The 18,053-nt window shown below is 60.6% G+C and carries 20 protein-coding genes; all 20 read right to left on the bottom strand.

Features of this window, described 5'->3' with window-relative positions; all coding sequences use genetic code 11:
* Positions 1–614: 614 nt before the first annotated feature.
* Positions 615–1,007 (bottom strand): DUF2802 domain-containing protein, encoded by a 393-nt coding sequence (locus ATH90_RS20225; protein WP_034107911.1) that lies wholly within the window; start codon positions 1,005–1,007, stop codon positions 615–617.
* The gene (locus ATH90_RS20230) at positions 1,008–1,490 is read right to left on the bottom strand and encodes a chemotaxis protein CheW (protein WP_010564003.1); all 483 of its coding nucleotides are present in this window, start codon (positions 1,488–1,490) and stop codon (positions 1,008–1,010) included.
* 80 nt (positions 1,491–1,570) lie between these two features.
* On the bottom strand, positions 1,571–2,365 hold the full coding sequence (locus ATH90_RS20235; protein ID WP_098467161.1) for a CheW domain-containing protein: 795 nt from the start codon (positions 2,363–2,365) through the stop codon (positions 1,571–1,573).
* On the bottom strand, positions 2,365–3,153 hold the full coding sequence (locus ATH90_RS20240; RefSeq protein WP_010208781.1) for a ParA family protein: 789 nt from the start codon (positions 3,151–3,153) through the stop codon (positions 2,365–2,367). Before ATH90_RS20240 ends, ATH90_RS20235 begins: the two co-directional genes overlap by 1 nt.
* Before the next feature lie 51 nt (positions 3,154–3,204).
* Entirely contained in the window at positions 3,205–4,092 is an 888-nt protein-coding gene (gene motD, locus ATH90_RS20245; protein ID WP_034107915.1) for a flagellar motor protein MotD, read from the bottom strand.
* A 15-nt stretch (positions 4,093–4,107) separates the two neighbouring features.
* Complete coding sequence (locus ATH90_RS20250) at positions 4,108–4,848, bottom strand: flagellar motor protein (RefSeq protein WP_010208778.1); 741 nt, start codon at positions 4,846–4,848, stop codon at positions 4,108–4,110.
* Positions 4,848–5,984 carry a protein-glutamate methylesterase/protein-glutamine glutaminase gene (locus ATH90_RS20255; RefSeq protein ID WP_098467162.1) on the bottom strand — a complete coding sequence of 379 codons (1,137 nt, stop codon included), beginning with the start codon at positions 5,982–5,984 and terminating at the stop codon, positions 4,848–4,850. Before ATH90_RS20255 ends, ATH90_RS20250 begins: the two co-directional genes overlap by 1 nt.
* A 48-nt stretch (positions 5,985–6,032) precedes the next feature.
* Positions 6,033–8,240, bottom strand: a complete 2,208-nt coding sequence (locus tag ATH90_RS20260) for a chemotaxis protein CheA (RefSeq protein WP_098467163.1) — start codon at positions 8,238–8,240, stop codon at positions 6,033–6,035.
* 11 nt (positions 8,241–8,251) lie between these two features.
* The gene (locus ATH90_RS20265) at positions 8,252–9,040 is read right to left on the bottom strand and encodes a protein phosphatase CheZ (RefSeq protein ID WP_034107921.1); all 789 of its coding nucleotides are present in this window, start codon (positions 9,038–9,040) and stop codon (positions 8,252–8,254) included.
* Positions 9,041–9,058: 18 nt separating this feature from the next.
* Entirely contained in the window at positions 9,059–9,433 is a 375-nt protein-coding gene (locus ATH90_RS20270; protein WP_015885173.1) for a chemotaxis response regulator CheY, read from the bottom strand.
* A gap of 168 nt (positions 9,434–9,601) precedes the next feature.
* The gene (gene fliA, locus ATH90_RS20275; protein ID WP_034107923.1) at positions 9,602–10,342 is read right to left on the bottom strand and encodes an RNA polymerase sigma factor FliA; all 741 of its coding nucleotides are present in this window, start codon (positions 10,340–10,342) and stop codon (positions 9,602–9,604) included.
* Complete coding sequence (gene fleN, locus ATH90_RS20280; protein WP_003192912.1) at positions 10,339–11,172, bottom strand: flagellar synthesis regulator FleN; 834 nt, start codon at positions 11,170–11,172, stop codon at positions 10,339–10,341. Before fleN ends, fliA begins: the two co-directional genes overlap by 4 nt.
* A 105-nt stretch (positions 11,173–11,277) precedes the next feature.
* On the bottom strand, positions 11,278–12,594 hold the full coding sequence (flhF, locus tag ATH90_RS20285) for a flagellar biosynthesis GTPase FlhF (protein WP_034107925.1): 1,317 nt from the start codon (positions 12,592–12,594) through the stop codon (positions 11,278–11,280).
* A gap of 12 nt (positions 12,595–12,606) precedes the next feature.
* The gene (flhA, locus tag ATH90_RS20290; protein WP_155003103.1) at positions 12,607–14,721 is read right to left on the bottom strand and encodes a flagellar biosynthesis protein FlhA; all 2,115 of its coding nucleotides are present in this window, start codon (positions 14,719–14,721) and stop codon (positions 12,607–12,609) included.
* A 565-nt stretch (positions 14,722–15,286) separates the two neighbouring features.
* Positions 15,287–15,622, bottom strand: coding sequence for an FKBP-type peptidyl-prolyl cis-trans isomerase (locus tag ATH90_RS20295; RefSeq protein ID WP_098467164.1), 336 nt, complete (start codon positions 15,620–15,622; stop codon positions 15,287–15,289).
* An 86-nt stretch (positions 15,623–15,708) separates the two neighbouring features.
* Positions 15,709–15,852 (bottom strand): cold shock domain-containing protein, encoded by a 144-nt coding sequence (locus tag ATH90_RS20300; RefSeq protein ID WP_081327142.1) that lies wholly within the window; start codon positions 15,850–15,852, stop codon positions 15,709–15,711.
* 19 nt (positions 15,853–15,871) lie between these two features.
* Positions 15,872–16,078: a cold-shock protein gene (locus ATH90_RS20305; RefSeq protein WP_081327143.1), complete on the bottom strand. Its 207-nt coding sequence runs from the start codon at positions 16,076–16,078 to the stop codon at positions 15,872–15,874.
* 155 nt (positions 16,079–16,233) lie between these two features.
* Positions 16,234–16,437 (bottom strand): cold-shock protein, encoded by a 204-nt coding sequence (locus ATH90_RS20310; protein ID WP_069078753.1) that lies wholly within the window; start codon positions 16,435–16,437, stop codon positions 16,234–16,236.
* Between the two features lie 44 nt (positions 16,438–16,481).
* A complete protein-coding gene (locus tag ATH90_RS20315; protein ID WP_069077928.1) occupies positions 16,482–16,682 on the bottom strand; it encodes a S1 domain-containing protein in 201 nt (66 codons plus the stop codon).
* Between the two features lie 233 nt (positions 16,683–16,915).
* Complete coding sequence (gene flhB / locus ATH90_RS20320; RefSeq protein ID WP_034107931.1) at positions 16,916–18,052, bottom strand: flagellar biosynthesis protein FlhB; 1,137 nt, start codon at positions 18,050–18,052, stop codon at positions 16,916–16,918.
* Between the last annotated feature and the right edge of the window lies 1 nt (position 18,053).

Raw genomic sequence — 18,053 nt, forward strand, 5'->3', positions numbered from 1 at the left:
GGGCCGCCGCCACGCGCCATCCATGGCACGGGGCGGCTAAACCGGCATCCCTGCCGGTTTACCCCCCAAATCCCTGTCGAATTCCGGCCAGCGTGTTTGACGGGGCGCCTAAGATCAAAATCAAAAGCAAAAGCACAGCGGCCTGACAGCCGGCTTGAGTGGTGTGAAGCAAAGGCAAAGGCAAACGTGGTTCATTGTAGGAGCCGGCTTGCCAGCGATGGTCGTTAACGATGACGTGGGGTGTCTGGATGAACGCGGCGGTCTCACGTTTTTCGCCGGCAAGCCGGCTCCTACAAGACCGCGTATCCACGATGCGAAGCGAGTCGCTCTTGATCTTGATCTGAGGCGCCCCGTTAAACACGCTGGCCGAACGCAGGCTTTGGAGCGTGGCTAACCCGGCAGGACGCCGGGTTAGCCGCGCTGGGCCAAGGATGGCCCATCGCGGCGGCCCACGCTCCAAAGCCGGAGTGAGGGCACACCGAGCCTAGGCGAGGTGGCGAGTGTTGGGGCGAAGGCCTTTTGCTTACTTTTGGGCCTTTCCAAAAGTGAGCCGCCGTAAGGGCGGAACCCTAAGTGGTCGTTACCGCAGCAACGGATATGTACTCAAAACCCAATCAACTCTTATGCAACTTACTCATCAACTGCGCCTCAGCCTGAGTCAACCCACACGACTGGGTAAGCTCATCCACCGTAGCCCCCATCCCCACCAACTTCGCAGCCTGCGCAAACGAAAGGCTGGAAGGATCGCGCTGCTCAATCTGCGCCAGCTTGTCGGGCAACGGCGCAAGAATGGCGCGCAGTTCATGCACCTCATCCCCCACCCTCACCGCGCTCTGCTGGTAATGATCAACCCGCTTGACCAACTCAAGAATGCGCCGATCACGCACAGCATCACGCTCGGCCTGCTGCAAGAACAATTCGCGCTGCTGGCGCACATAGCGCAGCAGGAATGCCAAGGTCCCGGCCCACAACAGGGCCAGGACAATTACCGCGGCCTCAAGGAACAATCAGATGCTCTCCAGTTCCGACCACTCTTCTTCGCTCATCATCTTGTCCAGCTCAACCAGAATCAGCAGCTCGCCGTTCTTGTTGCACACGCCCTGGATGAACTTGGCGGATTCTTCGTTGCCCACGTTCGGCGCGGTTTCCACTTCCGATTGGCGCAGATAGACCACTTCCGCCACGCTGTCGACCATGATCCCGACCACTTGCTTGTCGGCTTCGATGATGACGATACGCGTGTTGTCGTTGACTTCAGTCGGTACCAGGCCGAAACGCTGGCGGGTGTCGATCACCGTGACCACGTTGCCGCGCAGGTTGATGATGCCCAGCACGTAGCTTGGCGCACCCGGAACCGGAGCGATCTCGGTGTAGCGCAGTACTTCCTGCACGCGCATCACGTTGATGCCATAGGACTCGTTGTCCAGTTTGAAGGTAACCCATTGCAGGATCGGATCATCCAAACCTTGTGCGGACGCTGACTTATTCATACCCCTGACCCCTTCAAGTGCCGTTTTACACGGCGTGTGTGCTTCGCTGACCGCATTCGCATGCGGCCCTTATTGTTCAATCAACTGCGTTTGTTCTGTGGCATCGCCTTGACCGCGCCACTGGCAATCAACTCCGCCAGTTCGGCGACGTCAAGCAACGCGCACATGTGTTCGATCACGGTGCCTGCCAGCCAAGGCCGTTGGCCCCGGTGGCTGCGCCATTTGATTTCGTTCGGGTCCAGGCGCAACGAGCGGCTGACCTGGTGCACCGCCAGCCCCCATTCATAGCCCTGCACCGAGATCACGTATTGCAAGCCCTGGCGGAAGTCGTCACGGTAGCGGTCGGGCATGACCCAACGCGCGGTATCGAGCACCTTGAGGTTGCCGGCCTGGCTGGGCAGGATGCCAAGGAACCATTCCGGCTGCCCGAACAGCGGCGTCAACTCCTGGCCTTCCAGGGAATAGATCGACCCCAGGCACACCAACGGCACTGCCAGCGTCAACCCGGCGACGTCGAACAGCAGGCATTCGAACGGTTCGGCAGCCCAGCTGGGGCGGTCATCGCCAGTGACGGGAGGCGGCGTAATGCTCGGTGGCAGGTGCACTTCCACCACCGGCTCGACCACCACGGGCGCCACCACCAGCGGCGCAATCGGAACGACGACAGGCGCAACCGGCACAACCTGTGCGTCGCGCGCCTGCTCTTCCAATACAGCCAGCTGGAATTCGTCCAGCGTGCTTTCTGGTTCTACAGCAGGCTCCAGCACCAGGATCGGTTCCTGCAGTTCTTCCGCCGTCGCATCCTGCAGCAAGGCATCCAGGTAGGATTCCAGTGCCAGTTGCGGCCGGGTCTTGAGCTCTACGGGACGGTTCATCACGCCACCTGCGCCACAAGCTGCTGGGACAGCAGGTGCTTGAGCAACGCGCGGTAAGCCAGTACGCCACGACTTTTCGAGTCGAACTGCGACGGCGCCAGGCCGGCACGGCTGGCGTCACGCAAGCGCGTGTCCACCGGGATGTAGCCGTTCCAGATAGTGTCCGGGTAGGCATCGCGCAACACGCGCAAAGTGCCGAGGGACGCCTGGGTCCGGCGATCGAACAGGGTCGGCACGATGCTGAACGGCAGCGCCTGTTTGCGCGAACGGTTGATCATCGCCAGGGTGCTGACCATGCGCTCCAGGCCTTTGACCGCCAGGTGTTCGGTCTGCACCGGGATGACCAACTGCTGGCTGGCCGCCAAGGCGTTGACCATCAACACGCCCAGCAACGGCGGGCTGTCGATGATCGCGTAGTCGAAGTCCTGCCACAGTTGCGCCAGCGTCTTGGCGATCACCAGGCCCAGGCCGCTCTGCCCAGGCGACTGACGTTCAAGGGTGGCCAGTGCGGTGCTGGAAGGCAGCAGGGAAATGCTTTCGTTACTGGTGGGCAGCAGCAATTGCCCAGGCAAATCGGCGGGCACGCTGCCCTTGTGCAGGAACAGGTCGTAGTTACTGTGTTCCAGGGCATCCGGGTCGTAGCCGAAATAGCTGGTCATGGAGCCGTGAGGGTCCAGGTCCACCACGACCACACGCTTGCCCGCCTCGGCCAGCAATCCGGCTAAGGCGATGGAGGTAGTGGTCTTGCCGACCCCACCTTTTTGATTGGCAACTGCCCAGACTCTCATTCGGTTGGTTCCTCCCGGCAGGCACAGGCGCGACCGAGACATTGCATAGGGTTATTGAGCCGGCGACGGAGAATTGACGGCACTCTGACGAACCGGCGGCTTTACAGGGGCCGGTGCAGTTTGTGTGCCAGCCCGCTTCAAGGCCGCATCCGGTGTTGCATTGGCGGTACCGGTGCCGGTCAGGCTGCGACGCACATCCAGGTTGCGCGACACCACCAGTACCACTCGACGGTTACGTGCGCGCCCCTCTACCGTGGCGTTATTGGCCACCGGCTGGAACTCGCCATACCCCACCGACGCCAGGCGGCCGGGGTTCACGCCCTGCATCGCGAGCATGCGCACGATGCTCGCGGCACGCGCCGAGGACAGCTCCCAGTTGGTCGGGTACTGCGCGGTGCTGATCGGGAAATTGTCGGTAAACCCTTCAACGTGGATCGGGTTCTCGAATGGCCGCAGGATCGCCGCCACCTTATCAATGATGGTGAACGCCTGGTCACTGGGCATCGCATCGGCACTGGCAAACAGCAGGCTGGAGTTGAGTTCGATCTCCACCCACAGTTCGTTGCCACGCACGGTCATCTGGTTGGAGCTGATCAAATCGCCAAACGCGGCACTGATGTCATCGGCGATGCTCTTCAGCGGATCGCTGGTGCCGCCCACGCCGGCAGCAGTTTCATCGCTGTCGTTGACCAGCGGCTTGGCCGGCGTCACGGTCTTGGGCCGCTCTTCGCCGATGGGGATCGGCTTGAGGGCGCGGTCGGCGTCGTTGAACACCCCGATCAACGCCTGGGAAATGACTTTGTACTTGCCTTCGTTGATCGACGAGATGGAGTACATCACCACGAAAAACGCGAACAGCAGCGTAATGAAGTCGGCGTAGGACACCAGCCAGCGTTCATGGTTGACGTGTTCTTCAGGTTCACGACGGCGACGGCTCACAACACATACCTCCCATCAATCCATGAAGCCCTGGAGCTTCAATTCGATGGAGCGCGGGTTCTCGCCCTCGGCGATCGAGAGGATACCTTCGAGCAACATTTCGCGATAACGCGACTGGCGCATGGCGATCGACTTGAGCTTGCTCGCCACCGGCAGCAACACCAGGTTGGCGCTGGCCACACCGTAGATGGTGGCGACAAACGCCACGGCGATCCCGCTGCCCAATTGGGACGGGTCGGCCAGGTTGCCCATCACGTGGATCAGGCCCATCACCGCACCGATAATGCCGATGGTCGGCGCGTAGCCGCCCATGCTTTCAAAGACTTTGGCGGCATTGATGTCACGGCTTTCCTGGGTGTAGAAGTCCACCTCGAGGATGCTGCGGATCGCTTCCGGTTCGGCACCGTCCACCAGCAACTGCAGGCCCTTGCGTGCGTAGCTGTCGGGTTCGGCATCGGCTACGCCTTCCAGGCCCAGCAGGCCTTCCTTGCGGGCGGTGAGGCTCCAGTTGACCACGCGATCGATGCCGCCGGGCAGGTCCACGCGTGGCGGGAAAATGATCCACACCAGGATCTGCATGGCGCGCTTGAACGAGCTCAAGGGTGACTGCAGCAATGCCGCCCCCACCGTGCCGCCGATCACGATCAGCGCCGCCGGGCCATTGGCCAACGCGCCGAGGTGACCGCCTTCGAGGTAGTTGCCACCAATGATCGCGACAAACGCCATGATGATACCGATCAGGCTCAAGACATCCATCAGAGGCAGGCCTCCACCAGATGCTTGCCAATGTCGTCCAGGCTGTAGACGGCGTCGGCCAGGTCCGCCTTGACGATGGCCATGGGCATGCCATAGATCACGCAGCTGGCTTCATCCTGGGCCCAGATGGCGCTGCCGCCCTGCTTGAGCAGACGCGCGCCTTCACGGCCGTCGGCGCCCATGCCGGTGAGCACCACCGCCAGAACTTTGTCACCGTAGGACTTGGCCGCCGAACCGAAGGTGATGTCCACGCACGGCTTGTAGTTCAGGCGCTCATCGCCCGGCAGGATTTTGATCGCGCCACGCCCGTCGACCATCATTTGCTTGCCACCCGGGGCCAGCAACGCCAAGCCAGGGCGCAGGATGTCGCCATCCTCGGCTTCCTTGACGCTGATGCGGCACAGCTTGTCCAGGCGCTCGGCGAAAGCCTTGGTGAACGCAGCGGGCATGTGCTGGATCAACACGATGGGCGCCGGGAAGTTGGCCGGCAATTGGGTCAATACGCGCTGCAGGGCAACCGGGCCGCCAGTGGAAGTACCGATAGCCACCAGCTTGTAGGCCTTGCGCTTGGGCGCGGGTGAATGAGCCGCCGCAGGCGCAGTGGCACGCACGGGCGCAGGCGCCACGGGGCGAGCAACCGGTGCCGGCGCAGGACGCCCGAACGAGGTTGTCGGTGCCGCGGCGGGAGCGGGAGCAGGTGCTTGCGACGGCGCCGGCGTGCTGAACAGGCTGCGACGGTTGCTGCGCGAAATGCTGTGCACCTTCTCGCACAGCATCTGCTTGACCTTCTCGGGGTTGCGCGAGATGTCTTCGAAATTTTTCGGCAGGAAGTCCACCGCGCCGGCGTCCAACGCATCCAGGGTGACCCGGGCGCCTTCGTGGGTCAGCGAGGAGAACATCAACACCGGGGTCGGGCAGCGTTGCATGATGTGTCGAACTGCCGTGATGCCATCCATCATCGGCATCTCGTAGTCCATGGTGATCACGTCCGGTTTCAACGCAATGGCTTGATCAATCGCCTCTTTGCCGTTGGTGGCCGTGCCGACCACCTGGATCGTTGGATCGGCGGAAAGAATTTCCGAGACGCGGCGGCGGAAGAAACCCGAATCGTCCACCACCAGGACCTTGACTGCCATAAACACTCCGTTAGGCGGGGCGGGCAATACCGCCCTGCCCCACCAGAATCAAATACGCCGAGCGGCGTAACGCTTGAGCATGCTCGGAACATCGAGAATCAGCGCGATCCGACCGTCACCGGTGATGGTCGCACCCGACATGCCCGGGGTTCCCTGCAGCATTTTGCCCAAAGGCTTGATGACCACTTCTTCCTGGCCAACCAGTTGATCGACCACAAAGCCGATACGCTGGGTGCCCACGGAGAGAATCACCACATGGCCTTCGCGCTGCTCTTCATGCTTGGCCGATGCCACCAGCCAGCGCTTGAGGTAGAACAGTGGCAACGCCTTGTCGCGCACGATCACGACTTCCTGGCCGTCCACCACGTTGGTGCGGGACAGGTCGAGGTGGAAGATCTCGTTGACGTTGACCAGCGGGAAGGCGAAGGCCTGGTTACCCAGCATCACCATCAAGGTCGGCATGATCGCCAGGGTCAACGGCACCTTGATGACGATCTTGGAGCCTTGGCCCTTGGTCGAGTAAATGTTGATCGAGCCGTTGAGCTGGCTGATCTTGGTCTTCACCACGTCCATGCCGACGCCACGGCCGGACACGTCGGAAATCTCGGTCTTGGTGGAGAAACCCGGGGCGAAGATCAGGTTGTAGCACTCGGTGTCGGTCAGGCGATCGGCGGCGTCCTTGTCCATCACGCCACGCTTGACGGCGATATTGCGCAGAATGGTCGGGTCCATGCCCTTGCCGTCATCGGTGATCGACAGCAGGATATGGTCGCCTTCTTGCTCGGCTGCCAGGATGACCTTGCCGTTGCGCGACTTGCCCGACGCCTCGCGTTCTTCCGGGGTTTCCACGCCGTGGTCGACGGCGTTGCGCACCAAGTGGACCAGCGGGTCGGCCAGGGCCTCGACAAGGTTTTTGTCGAGGTCGGTTTCTTCACCCACCAGCTCCAGGTTGATCTCTTTCTTCAGCTGACGCGCCAGGTCACGAACCAGGCGTGGGAAGCGGCCGAAGACTTTCTTGATCGGCTGCATCCGCGTTTTCATCACGGCGGTCTGCAGGTCGGCGGTCACCACGTCGAGGTTCGACACGGCCTTTTGCATGGCTTCATCGCCGCTGCTCAAGCCCAGGCGCACCAAGCGGTTACGCACCAGTACCAGTTCGCCGACCATATTCATGATGTCGTCCAGGCGCGCGGTATCAACGCGCACGGTGGTTTCGGCTTCACTGGCAGGTTTCTCGGCCACCGGCGCGGCGGCAGCACGCGCCGGCGCCGGGGCGGCGGCTGGAGTCGGTGCGGGTTTGGCCGCCGGAGCGGGTGCCGGCGCCGCGGCTTTGGCGGCAACCGGTGCAGCGGTCGCCACCGCAGCGGCCGGCGCCACTTCACTGAACTTGCCCTTGCCGTGCAATTCGTCCAGCAGGGATTCGAACTCCTGATCGGAGATCAAGCCATCGCCAGCAGGTGCGGCACTGGCGGCAGGCGCTGCGGCGGTGGCGGCGACTGCCGGCAAGGCGTCGGCCACAAAGGTGCCCTTGCCGTGCAGTTGGTCGAGCAACGCTTCGAATTCATCGTCGGTGATATCGGTGCTGGCACTGCCAGTGGCGGCAGGCGCCTCAGGCGCAGCGACCGGTGCCACGGCGTCAGCCGCGAACTGGCCTTTGCCATGCAACTGGTCAAGCAGGGACTCGAACTCGGCGTCGGTAATGTCTTCGCTGGTCGGTGCGGCAACAGGCGCAGCGGGTGCTTCAGCCTCGGCCTTCACCGCACTGAGCGAGTTGAGCAGTTGTTCGAACTCGCTGTCCGTCACATCCGCTTCGGGCTCTGCCACCGGTTCCGGCGCAGCTTCAGCCACCGGCGCAGCCGATAAGTCGGCAGGCTCTGCGTAGCGCGCCAGGGCGGCTAGCAGCTCCGGCGTGGCCGCAGTGATCGGGGCACGTTCGCGGACTTCGCCGAACATGCCGTTGACCGCGTCCAGTGCTTCGAGAATCACGTCCATCAACTCCGAGTCAACGTGCCGCTCACCCTTGCGCAGGATGTCGAACACGTTCTCGGCGATGTGGCAGCACTCCACCAGCTCATGGAGCTGGAGGAAGCCGGCGCCCCCTTTTACAGTGTGAAAACCGCGAAAAATTGCATTGAGCAGGTTCGCATCATCCGGGCGGCTTTCCAGCTCGACCAGTTGTTCGGACAGTTGCTCTAAAATTTCGCCGGCCTCTACAAGGAAATCCTGAAGGATTTCTTCATCGGCGCCGAAGCTCATGTGGGTGCTCCTTAGAAGCCTAAACTGGATAACAGGTCATCTACGTCATCCTGACCTGACACAACGTCTTCACGTTTATCGGCATGAATCTGCGGACCTTCACCCTTGGCGAGATGTTTTTGTGGATCTTTTTCCGAGAGGATCGCTTCGCGGTCATGTTCAATGCCGGCAAAACGGTCAACCTGGCCTGCCATAAGCACCAATTTGAGCAAGTTGCTTTCCACTTCGGTGACCAACTGGGTCACACGCTTGATCACCTGACCGGTGAGGTCCTGGTAATCCTGGGCGAGCAGAATGTCGTTGAGGTTGCTGGAAACCGTGCGGTTTTCCTGCTCACTGCGTGACAAGAACCCTTCGACCCGGCGCGCCAGCTCACGAAACTCTTCAGCCCCCACTTCACGGCGCATGAAACGGCCCCAGTCAACGCTGAGGGCCTGGGCTTCAGTGGCCATGCCATTGACCAGAGGCGTGGCGTTTTCCACCAGGTCCATGGTGCGGTTGGCCGCCGCCTCAGTCAGCCTGACCACGTAGGACAGGCGTTCGGTGGCATCCGTGATCTGGGAGATTTCTTCGGCCTGGGGCATGTGCGGGTCAATCTGGAAATTGACGATTGCACTGTGCAGCTCGCGCGTGAGCTTGCCCACTTCCTGGTACAGGCCGCGGTCACGGGTCTGGTTGAGCTCATGGATTAACTGCACCGCGTCGCCGAACTGGCCTCTTTCAAGGCTTTCGACCAATTGGTGAGCATGCTTTTTCAGGGTCGACTCGAAGTCTCCCTGTGACGTTTCTTTATGCTCCATAGCTCCCCCGCGATGGCATTAGCCGTGGATGCGTTCGAAGATTTTTTCGATCTTCTCTTTCAAGGCCAATGCAGTGAATGGCTTGACCACGTAACCGTTAACCCCGGCTTGGGCGGCTTCGATGATCTGCTCACGCTTGGCTTCGGCGGTTACCATCAGCACAGGCAGGCTGCGCAGCTTTTCGTCAGCGCGCACGTGGCGCAGCAAGTCGATACCGGTCATGCCCGGCATGTTCCAGTCTGTTACCAGAAAGTCGATGCTCCCGCTGTTGAGGATCGGAATCGCCGTAATGCCGTCATCCGCCTCGACCGTGTTAGTGAACCCAAGGTCACGCAACAGGTTTTTTATGATCCGCCGCATCGTTGAGAAGTCATCAACGATGAGGATTTTCATGTTCTTGTCCAATTCGACCTCCAAGCAGTCTTAAACGCGCCCAGCACCTGGACGCGCCATTTCAATCAACAGGCATTACACAAAAAGGACTGCCGGGGGCACCACGGGTCGAAACCGCGAAGGCTGGTCGCCCTCGCGGTATCGTCTGCAGTGTCCCCACACTGCCTGTCAGCGCGCTCGCCACTCTCCCAAACGCCCCCGCAAGCGGGCTGCGCACTGGCTGTGCAACTGGCTGACCCGCGACTCGCTGACGCCCAGGACCTCACCGATTTCCTTGAGGTTCAGCTCTTCGTCGTAGTACAGCGCCAACACCAGTCGCTCACGCTCCGGCAAATTGGCAATCGCATCCGCCAACGCCCCCTGGAAACGCTCATCTTCCAGGTCACGCGATGGCTCCATATGAGCACTCGCGCCGTCCTCGTGCAGCCCTTCGTGCTCGCCGTCCTGCAAGAGGTCGTCGAAACTGAACAGGCGGCTGCCCAAGGTATCGTTCAAAATCCCGTAGTAATCGTCGAGACTCAATTGGAGTTCGGCCGCAACTTCGTGATCTTTAGCGTCGCGACCGGTTTTTGCTTCAATTGCGCGAATTGCGTCACTGACCATGCGTGTATTGCGATGTACCGAACGCGGCGCCCAGTCACCTTTACGCACTTCATCGAGCATCGCGCCACGGATACGGATACCCGCATACGTTTCGAAACTCGCGCCCTTGCTCGCGTCGTATTTGGTCGACACTTCGAGCAGGCCGATCATGCCCGCCTGGATCAGGTCTTCGACCTGGACGCTGGCGGGCAGGCGTGCCAGCAAGTGATAGGCGATGCGCTTGACCAGGGGCGCATAGCGCTCGATCAATTCACCCTGGCTGTCACGTGCCGATTTCTTGTAAAGGTTGTAGCCGCTGGCTGTCATAGCACCGGTCCTGCGCTCGTCTGATGCACCAATCGCTCGACGAAAAACTCCAGATGCCCCCGAGGGTTGGCGGGCAACGGCCAGGTATCGACCTTCTGGGCAATAGCCTTGAACGCCAATGCGCATTTGGAACGAGGGAACGCTTCGTAGACTGCACGCTGCTTTTGCACAGCCTTGCGCACACACTCGTCGTAGGGAACTGCGCCGACGTATTGTAAGGCGACATCGAGGAACCGATCCGTGACCTTGGTCAACTTGGCGAACAGGTTGCGTCCTTCCTGCGGGCTCTGGGCCATGTTGGCCAGCACGCGGAAGCGGTTCATGCCGTAGTCACGGTTAAGCAGTTTGATCAGGGCGTAGGCGTCGGTGATCGAGGTGGGTTCATCACAGACCACCAACAAGACTTCCTGCGCGGCGCGCACGAAGCTGACCACGGACTCGCCGATCCCGGCGGCGGTGTCGATCACCAGCACGTCGAGGTTGTCACCGATATCACTGAATGCCTGGATCAGGCCGGCATGCTGCGCCGGGCTCAGGTGCACCATGCTCTGGGTGCCGGAAGCCGCTGGCACGATGCGTATGCCACCGGGGCCCTGCAGCAGCACATCGCGCAGCTCACAGCGGCCTTCGATCACATCGGCAAGGGTGTGTTTGGGCGTCAGCCCCAGCAGAACGTCGACGTTCGCCAGCCCCAGGTCAGCATCCAGCAGCATGACGCGACGGCCAAGCTCTGCCAGGGCCAGGGACAAATTCACTGACACGTTAGTTTTCCCGACGCCACCTTTGCCGCCGGTCACCGCGATCACCTGTACGGGATGCATGCTGCCCATTTTATTTCTTTACCTTGTCTTGCTTAGACGCAGGCTACATGGCTTGGCCGCGTGAATCGCTTGCAGACCATCGATGTAGATACATTTCACGGTGTTCATCCTGACTCAACCCACCCGCTTTGCCGGGCTGTGGTAAAGGTCGGCGAACATATCGGCCATCGCTTCCTCGCTAGGCTCGTCTTGCATTTGCACACTGACTGCACGGCTGACCAACTGATGACGGCGCGGCAGATGCAGATCATCCGGGATCCGCGGGCCGTCGGTCAGGTAGGCGACCGGTAATTCATGACTGATAGCCAGGCTCAGCACCTCGCCCAGGCTCGCGGTTTCATCGAGCTTGGTAAGGATGCAACCGGCCAGGCCACAACGCTTGTAACTATGATAAGCAGCGGTAAGAACCTGTTTCTGGCTGGTGGTTGCAAGCACCAGGTAATTCTTTGACCGGATGCCACGCCCAGCCAGGCTTTCCAGTTGCATGCGCAACGCCGGATCGCTGGCTTGCAGGCCCGCAGTATCGATCAGCACCACGCGCTTGCGCAGCAGTGGGTCGAGGGCGTTGGCCAGGGACTGGCCCGGGTCGACATGGGTCACCGACACATTGAGGATCCGGCCCAGGGTCTTGAGTTGCTCCTGGGCACCGATACGATAACTGTCCATGCTCACCAGCGCGATATTCTGCGCGCCGTACTTGAGCACGTAGCGGGCCGCCAGCTTGGCCAGGGTGGTGGTCTTGCCCATGCCGGCAGGGCCGACCATGGCGATCACACCGCCCTCTTCCAACGGTTCGATTTCCGGGGTGGCAATCATCCGCGCCAGGTGGGCCAGCAACATGCGCCAGGCCTGGCGCGGCTCTTCGATTTCAGTGGTCAGGGCCAACAGGTCGCGGGACAACGGGCCGGACAGGCCGATGCGTTGCAGGCGACGCCACAGGTTGGCCTGTTGCGGCTTGCTGCCTTGCAGTTGCGTCCAGGCCAGCGAGCCGAGCTGCACTTCCAGCAGTTCGCGCAGGCCATTGAGTTCAAAACGCATCGAGTCGAACACACGCGGGTCGACAGCCGGCGCCGGAGCAGGCGCAGCAGGGCGCGGCGGCTCCTTGAACGTAGGTTCGACCAGCGGCTCGGCCGCGGTCAGCGGCAAGCCGGCGAACAATTGGCGATTGGTGGTGGCATCGCTGTCGCCACGCATGCTCAGTTCAGCCTGGGCCGAGACAATCCGCGACGCAGTCTTGCGCAGCTCGTCTTCGAGCTCCATGTTCGGCACGCGTGGCGCCAAGGCCGAAGGCGTGTAATCCAGGGCAGCCGTCAGCTCGACACCGCCGGCAATACGACGGTTACCAATAATCGCGGCGTCGGCGCCCAACTCATCACGAACCAGTTTCATGGCCTGACGCATATCGGCGGCGAAAAAACGCTTAACTTGCATAACCCACTACCCTCAGCCGTTGGGCCCTACTGTCGCGACGATAGTCACTTGCTTGTTGTCAGGAATTTCCTGATAAGCCAAAACGTGCAAATTCGGTACTGCCAGGCGTCCAAACCGCGACAACATCGCCCGGACTGGGCCGGCCACCAGCAGAATCACCGGTTGGCCCTGCATTTCCTGGCGCTGTGCAGCGTCGATCAACGAGCGCTGCAGCTTTTCAGCCATGCTTGGCTCCAGCAGGACGCCCTCTTCCTGGCCTTGTCCCGCCTTCTGAATACTATTGAGCAATATTTGTTCCAACCTTGGCTCCAAGGTGATAACAGGCAGCTCGGAGTCAATCCCTACAATGCTTTGGACGATTGCGCGCGACAATCCGACGCGCACCGCGGCCACCAGGGCGGCAGTATCTTGACTCTTGGCGGCGTTGTTGGCGATAGCCTCGGCAATGCTGCGAATGTCGCGTACCGGCACCTGCTCGGCCAGCAACGCCTGCAACACCTTGAGCAACTGCGACAGCGACAGCACGCCCGGCACCAGTTCTTCGGCGAGTTTTGGCGAGGCTTTGGCGAGCAAACCCATCAATTGCTGGACTTCCTCGTGCCCGATCAGCTCGTGGGAGTGCTTGTACAGAATCTGGTTGAGGTGGGTGGCGACCACGGTGCTGGCGTCCACCACGGTGTAGCCCAGCGACTGTGCCTGGCTGCGCTGGCTGATTTCGATCCACACCGCGTCCAGGCCAAAAGCCGGATCTTTGGCGGTAATGCCGTTGAGGCTACCGAACACCTGGCCGGGGTTGATCGCCAGCTCGCGGTCCGGGTAGATCTCGGCTTCGGCCAGGATCACGCCCATCAGGGTCAGGCGGTAGGCGCTCGGCGCCAGGTCGAGGTTGTCGCGGATATGCACGGTGGGCATCAGGAAGCCCAGGTCCTGGGACAGCTTCTTGCGTACGCCCTTGATCCGCGCGAGCAATTGGCCGCCCTGGTTACGGTCCACCAGCGGGATGAGGCGGTAGCCGACTTCCAGGCCGATCATGTCGATCGGGGTGACGTCATCCCAGCCAAGCTCTTTGGTTTCCTGGGCGCGAGCCGGGGATGGCAGCAGTTCCTGCTGGCGCGCAATCTCTTGCTGGGCCTGGACCTTGACCGCATTCTGCTTTTTCCAGAACAGGTACGCACCGCCGCCCGCCATGGCCGCCATGCTCAGGAACGACACATGGGGCATGCCCGGCACGATCCCCATGATGGCCATGATGCCCGCCGCCACGGCCAGGGCCTTGGGCGAGGCAAACATCTGCCGGCTGATCTGCTTGCCCATGTCTTCGGAGCCCGAAGCACGGGTCACCATGATCGCCGCTGCTGTAGATAACAACAGTGATGGCAATTGCGCCACTAAACCGTCACCAATGGTCAGCAACGCATAGACCTTGCCGGCATCGCCGAAGGTCATGCCGTGCTGGAAGATACCCACCGCCATGCCGCCGATGAGGTTGATGAACAGGATCAGCAGGCCGGCGATGGCGTCACCGCGCACGAATTTACTGGCACCGTCCATGGAGCCATAGAACTCGGCCTCCTGGGCCACTTCCAGGCGGCGCGACTTGGCTTGGTTCTGGTCGATCAGGCCGGCGTTGAGGTCGGCGTCGATGGCCATCTGTTTACCGGGCATGGCGTCGAGGGTAAACCGCGCGCTCACCTCGGAGATCCGCCCGGCGCCCTTGGTGACCACCACGAAGTTGATGATCATCAAGATCGCGAACACCACGATACCGACCACGTAGTTACCGCCGATCACCACCTCACCGAAGGCCTGGATCACCTTACCGGCAGCGGCGTGGCCGTCCTGGCCATGGAGCATGACCACTCGGGTCGAGGCCACGTTGAGCGCCAGGCGCAGCAAGGTCGCCACCAGCAGAATCGTCGGGAATACGGCGAAATCCAGCGGCCGCAAGGCGTACACGCAGACCAGCAACACCACGACGGACAAGGCAATGTTGAAGGTAAAGAACACGTCCAGCAGGAACGGCGGCATTGGCAACATCATCATTGCCAGCATCACCAGCAACAACAACGGCACACCCAGATTGCCCCGCGAGAGGTCAGTCAGGGTGCCACGGGCCGTGCTGAGCATTTGAGAACGTTCCACCAGTATTCCTCGTGTCCTTTGAAGCAAAGTTTTGACGCAGGGAAGCGTCTTGGAGGCGGGGTTGCAAGAAGCCTTCCAACTTTTGTATTCCAGCTCGAATGCCTTTATTCATTGGGATGGCGGCTGATAGGCGGGCGAAGCGGTCGAGTGCAAACCGATTCGAATGTGGGAGCTGGCTTGCCTGCGATGACTGACGCATGGCTAGCCCTTCAGATGATTGACACATTGCAAGCGCAGGCAAGCCAGCTCCCACAGTTGAGTGGGTGTACATCCACTGCCGCCAAGGGAATTTTTCAAACGGTTTTGAGGTTGCCCCAAGGAACCCCGTTCCCAAGTTTCCGTAATCCACCACACACCCAGCGGACGGGCGGCGCGGCGTTAAGTTGTTCTCCCTAATCGACCGCATCCGCACCAAAGACCTGCGGGGCCACCTCACTGAAACCCCTAGCTTTCGCTCACGAACAGACCTGCGACGTTGCCATTGATCTAGAAGGATCGCACCGACGCTGTAGCACGGGTACGATCCAATGACAAAATGCTCTTGTCCAAGCTAGGTGATGGAAATCAGCTCCACTTCAAACCAGAGAGTGGCATTGGGTGGGATTCCCCCACCGGCCCCACGGGCGTCATACCCGAGGTCTGGCGGGATGGTCAATTGGCGACGCCCTCCGACGCTCATTCCAACTATCCCCTCATCCAAACCGCGAATCACCTGCCCCCTCCCCAATGTAAAGGTGGTTCTACTCGAGTCAAATATGTGGCCGCTCGCATTCGTTAACCTACCGGTGTATTGACTGCCCACACTTTGCCCTTGACTCACTGTCGGTCCACTGCCCACCACTATGTCTTCGTATTGCAGGCCGCTGGAAGTCTTAACATTCGTCATATTCCGCTCCTTTAACCTGAAGGGTTGAAATAAGAAACATCAGCGCACGATGGATCACCGCGAGGCGAGAGCCGATAACGACCCGATCAGGCATAAACCATCCGTACCTTCTCAGCCCGTGGTCCTTTGGGGGCCTGAATAACGTCGAACTCTACTGTTTGATTTGCTTCGAGTGACTTGAAACGGGCAGCCAGGATCGCCGAGCAGTGAAATGCTAAAAAGCCAGCCACGCAAAGCGATCACGGGACGCTAAATTGGCTTAACGTTTACAGCTTTCAGGAGTGTGGGGTTTTCTGGTTCACACGTACTGACGTCGTAGCTCACTTTTTGGCCCGCAGTAACGCTCTCACCTCGTAAGTCGGTTACATGTACGAAAACTTCACGACTTCCGTCACTCGGCGTGATGAATCCGAACCCTTTATCTACGCTGAAAAATTTAATCGTTCCCGTTGCCATGAGCGTTCTCCCGATTATGTTTAAACGCCGCACTGAGTGTGCGGCATTAGGTTTCGGACAATCCCAGTAGCACTGCGGGAACGACTGTCGACGTTTCGGCCGACCCAGAATTCGATGGCGCCGCGCGAACAGCGACAACACTTCATAAGGGTTATCTACAACGGTTTCACGTCAGCCGCCTGCAGCCCTTTTGGGCCCTGGGTTACGCCAAACTGCACTTTTTGCCCTTCTTCAAGGGTCTTGAACCCTTCAGCGACGATGGCCGAAAAGTGGACAAACACGTCCGCGCTTTTGTCATCCGGAGCAATAAACCCAAAGCCCTTCTCCGCGTTAAACCACTTCACAGTACCTGTTGCCATTACCTTTCTCCTGACGTCCAGCTGGATGCCCTCTACGGACATCGCTAGATGAGCTTGATATGAAACGCAAAAACGCCCTTGGGTCGATGAATCCTCGCGAACTGCACGCGCAGGCCTTTCTTCAGCCAGACCCCAGCCGAGCTGTCGAGGTCCACACGCACAGGCTCGTCCTCGCCATCCAGTGCAATCAAGCCTTCCCCGGTTTTTCGGCTGTAGGATTTGATCGTGCCTGTCACCGCTTCCATCACCACTCCTTCTGCATCTCGTAACAACGTGTACGCAGTGTGTGATGCCATGGAACCGCAAGAGCGCGACGCTGGCTACTGTCAAAGTTGACAGCTTGCGCACGGCTTACGACGAACGGCAGGCCGCCCACTCAGGCGCTGGAGTACGAGCGAAGGTGGTTGAGGATGACGCAGGGAAGCGACCTGGTTTTTATCGGCGGCAAGCCGGCGTCAACAGGGGCGCAAGGCAAGCATCAGGAATCGCGACGCAAATCCGGCGGAATTGGCAGATCCTTCAGCGGATCAGGCCGCTTGCCCTTGCCCGCGCGGTATTGGCGAATCTGATAGACGTACGCCAACACCTGGGCCACGGCCAGGTACAACCCGGCGGGGATTTCCTGGTCGAGGTCGGTGGAGTAGAAAATCGACCGCGCCAACTCCGGCGACTCCAGCAGCAGGATGTCATTGGCCACCGCGATTTCGCGGATCTTCAACGCGGTAAAGTCGCTGCCCTTGGCCAGCAACATCGGCGCGCCGCCCTTCTCCGGGTCGTATTTGAGGGCGACGGCATAGTGGGTCGGGTTGGTGATGACCACGTCGGCGTCGGGCACCGAGGCCATCATCTTGCGCTGGGACATTTCCCGCTGCAGTTGGCGAATACGCTGCTTGACCTCGGGGCGACCCTCTTGGTCCTTGTGCTCGTCGCGCACCTCCTGCTTGGTCATCAGCAGTTTCTTGTGGCTTTCCCACAGTTGGATCGGCGCGTCCACCGCGGCAATGATGATCAGCCCGGCCGCCATCCACAGCGCGCTCCAGCCCACCACCTGCACGCTGTGGATGATCGCCGACTCGAGCGGTTCATGGGCGATGCGCAGCAGGTCGTCGATGTCGGACGACAACACCATCAGCGCCACGAACAGAATCAGGATGAATTTCGCCAACGCCTTGAGCAGTTCCACCAAGGCCTTGGCAGAAAACATGCGCTTGAGCCCGGCGCCAGGGTTCATGCGGCTGAACTTGGGGGCCATGCTACCGGCAGCGAACAGCCACCCACCCAGGGCAACCGGGCCGATCAACGCGGCCAGCAGCAAAGTGATCAGGATCGGCTGCACCGCCAGGATCGCGATCTTGCCTGAGTGCAACAGGTACTGGCCCATGGCGTCGGGGTTGAGCAACACGTCGCGGGGCAAGGCGAAGTTGTGCTTCATCAATTCCATCAAGTCCAACGCCAGGCCGCCGCCGTAGATCAGCAAGGCACCGGCACCCGCCATCATGGTGGCGACGGTATTGAGCTCTTTGGAGCGCGCAATTTCGCCCTTTTCCCTGGAGTCCTTTTTGCGTTTCTCCGTGGGGTCTTCTGTCTTGTCCTGACCACTCTCGCTCTCGGCCATG

It is taken from the genome of Pseudomonas lurida, from assembly GCF_002563895.1.
GTDB lineage: Bacteria > Pseudomonadota > Gammaproteobacteria > Pseudomonadales > Pseudomonadaceae > Aquipseudomonas > Aquipseudomonas lurida.

Coding starts and splice junctions, on each gene's coding strand:
- flhA (WP_155003103.1), bottom strand. CDS start 14,721: ATGCTCAGCACGGCCCGTGGCACCCTGACTGACCTCTCGCGGGGCAAT.
- ATH90_RS20260 (WP_098467163.1), bottom strand. CDS start 8,240: ATGAGCTTCGGCGCCGATGAAGAAATCCTTCAGGATTTCCTTGTAGAG.
- ATH90_RS20315 (WP_069077928.1), bottom strand. CDS start 16,682: ATGGAAGCGGTGACAGGCACGATCAAATCCTACAGCCGAAAAACCGGG.
- ATH90_RS20310 (WP_069078753.1), bottom strand. CDS start 16,437: ATGGCAACAGGTACTGTGAAGTGGTTTAACGCGGAGAAGGGCTTTGGG.
- ATH90_RS20235 (WP_098467161.1), bottom strand. CDS start 2,365: ATGAACCGTCCCGTAGAGCTCAAGACCCGGCCGCAACTGGCACTGGAA.
- ATH90_RS20295 (WP_098467164.1), bottom strand. CDS start 15,622: ATGACGAATGTTAAGACTTCCAGCGGCCTGCAATACGAAGACATAGTG.
- ATH90_RS20240 (WP_010208781.1), bottom strand. CDS start 3,153: ATGAGAGTCTGGGCAGTTGCCAATCAAAAAGGTGGGGTCGGCAAGACC.
- fleN (WP_003192912.1), bottom strand. CDS start 11,172: ATGGGCAGCATGCATCCCGTACAGGTGATCGCGGTGACCGGCGGCAAA.
- ATH90_RS20305 (WP_081327143.1), bottom strand. CDS start 16,078: ATGGCAACGGGAACGATTAAATTTTTCAGCGTAGATAAAGGGTTCGGA.
- ATH90_RS20230 (WP_010564003.1), bottom strand. CDS start 1,490: ATGAATAAGTCAGCGTCCGCACAAGGTTTGGATGATCCGATCCTGCAA.
- flhF (WP_034107925.1), bottom strand. CDS start 12,594: ATGCAAGTTAAGCGTTTTTTCGCCGCCGATATGCGTCAGGCCATGAAA.
- ATH90_RS20265 (WP_034107921.1), bottom strand. CDS start 9,040: ATGGAGCATAAAGAAACGTCACAGGGAGACTTCGAGTCGACCCTGAAA.
- ATH90_RS20255 (WP_098467162.1), bottom strand. CDS start 5,984: ATGGCAGTCAAGGTCCTGGTGGTGGACGATTCGGGTTTCTTCCGCCGC.
- fliA (WP_034107923.1), bottom strand. CDS start 10,342: ATGACAGCCAGCGGCTACAACCTTTACAAGAAATCGGCACGTGACAGC.
- ATH90_RS20270 (WP_015885173.1), bottom strand. CDS start 9,433: ATGAAAATCCTCATCGTTGATGACTTCTCAACGATGCGGCGGATCATA.
- ATH90_RS20250 (WP_010208778.1), bottom strand. CDS start 4,848: ATGGATGTCTTGAGCCTGATCGGTATCATCATGGCGTTTGTCGCGATC.
- flhB (WP_034107931.1), bottom strand. CDS start 18,052: ATGGCCGAGAGCGAGAGTGGTCAGGACAAGACAGAAGACCCCACGGAG.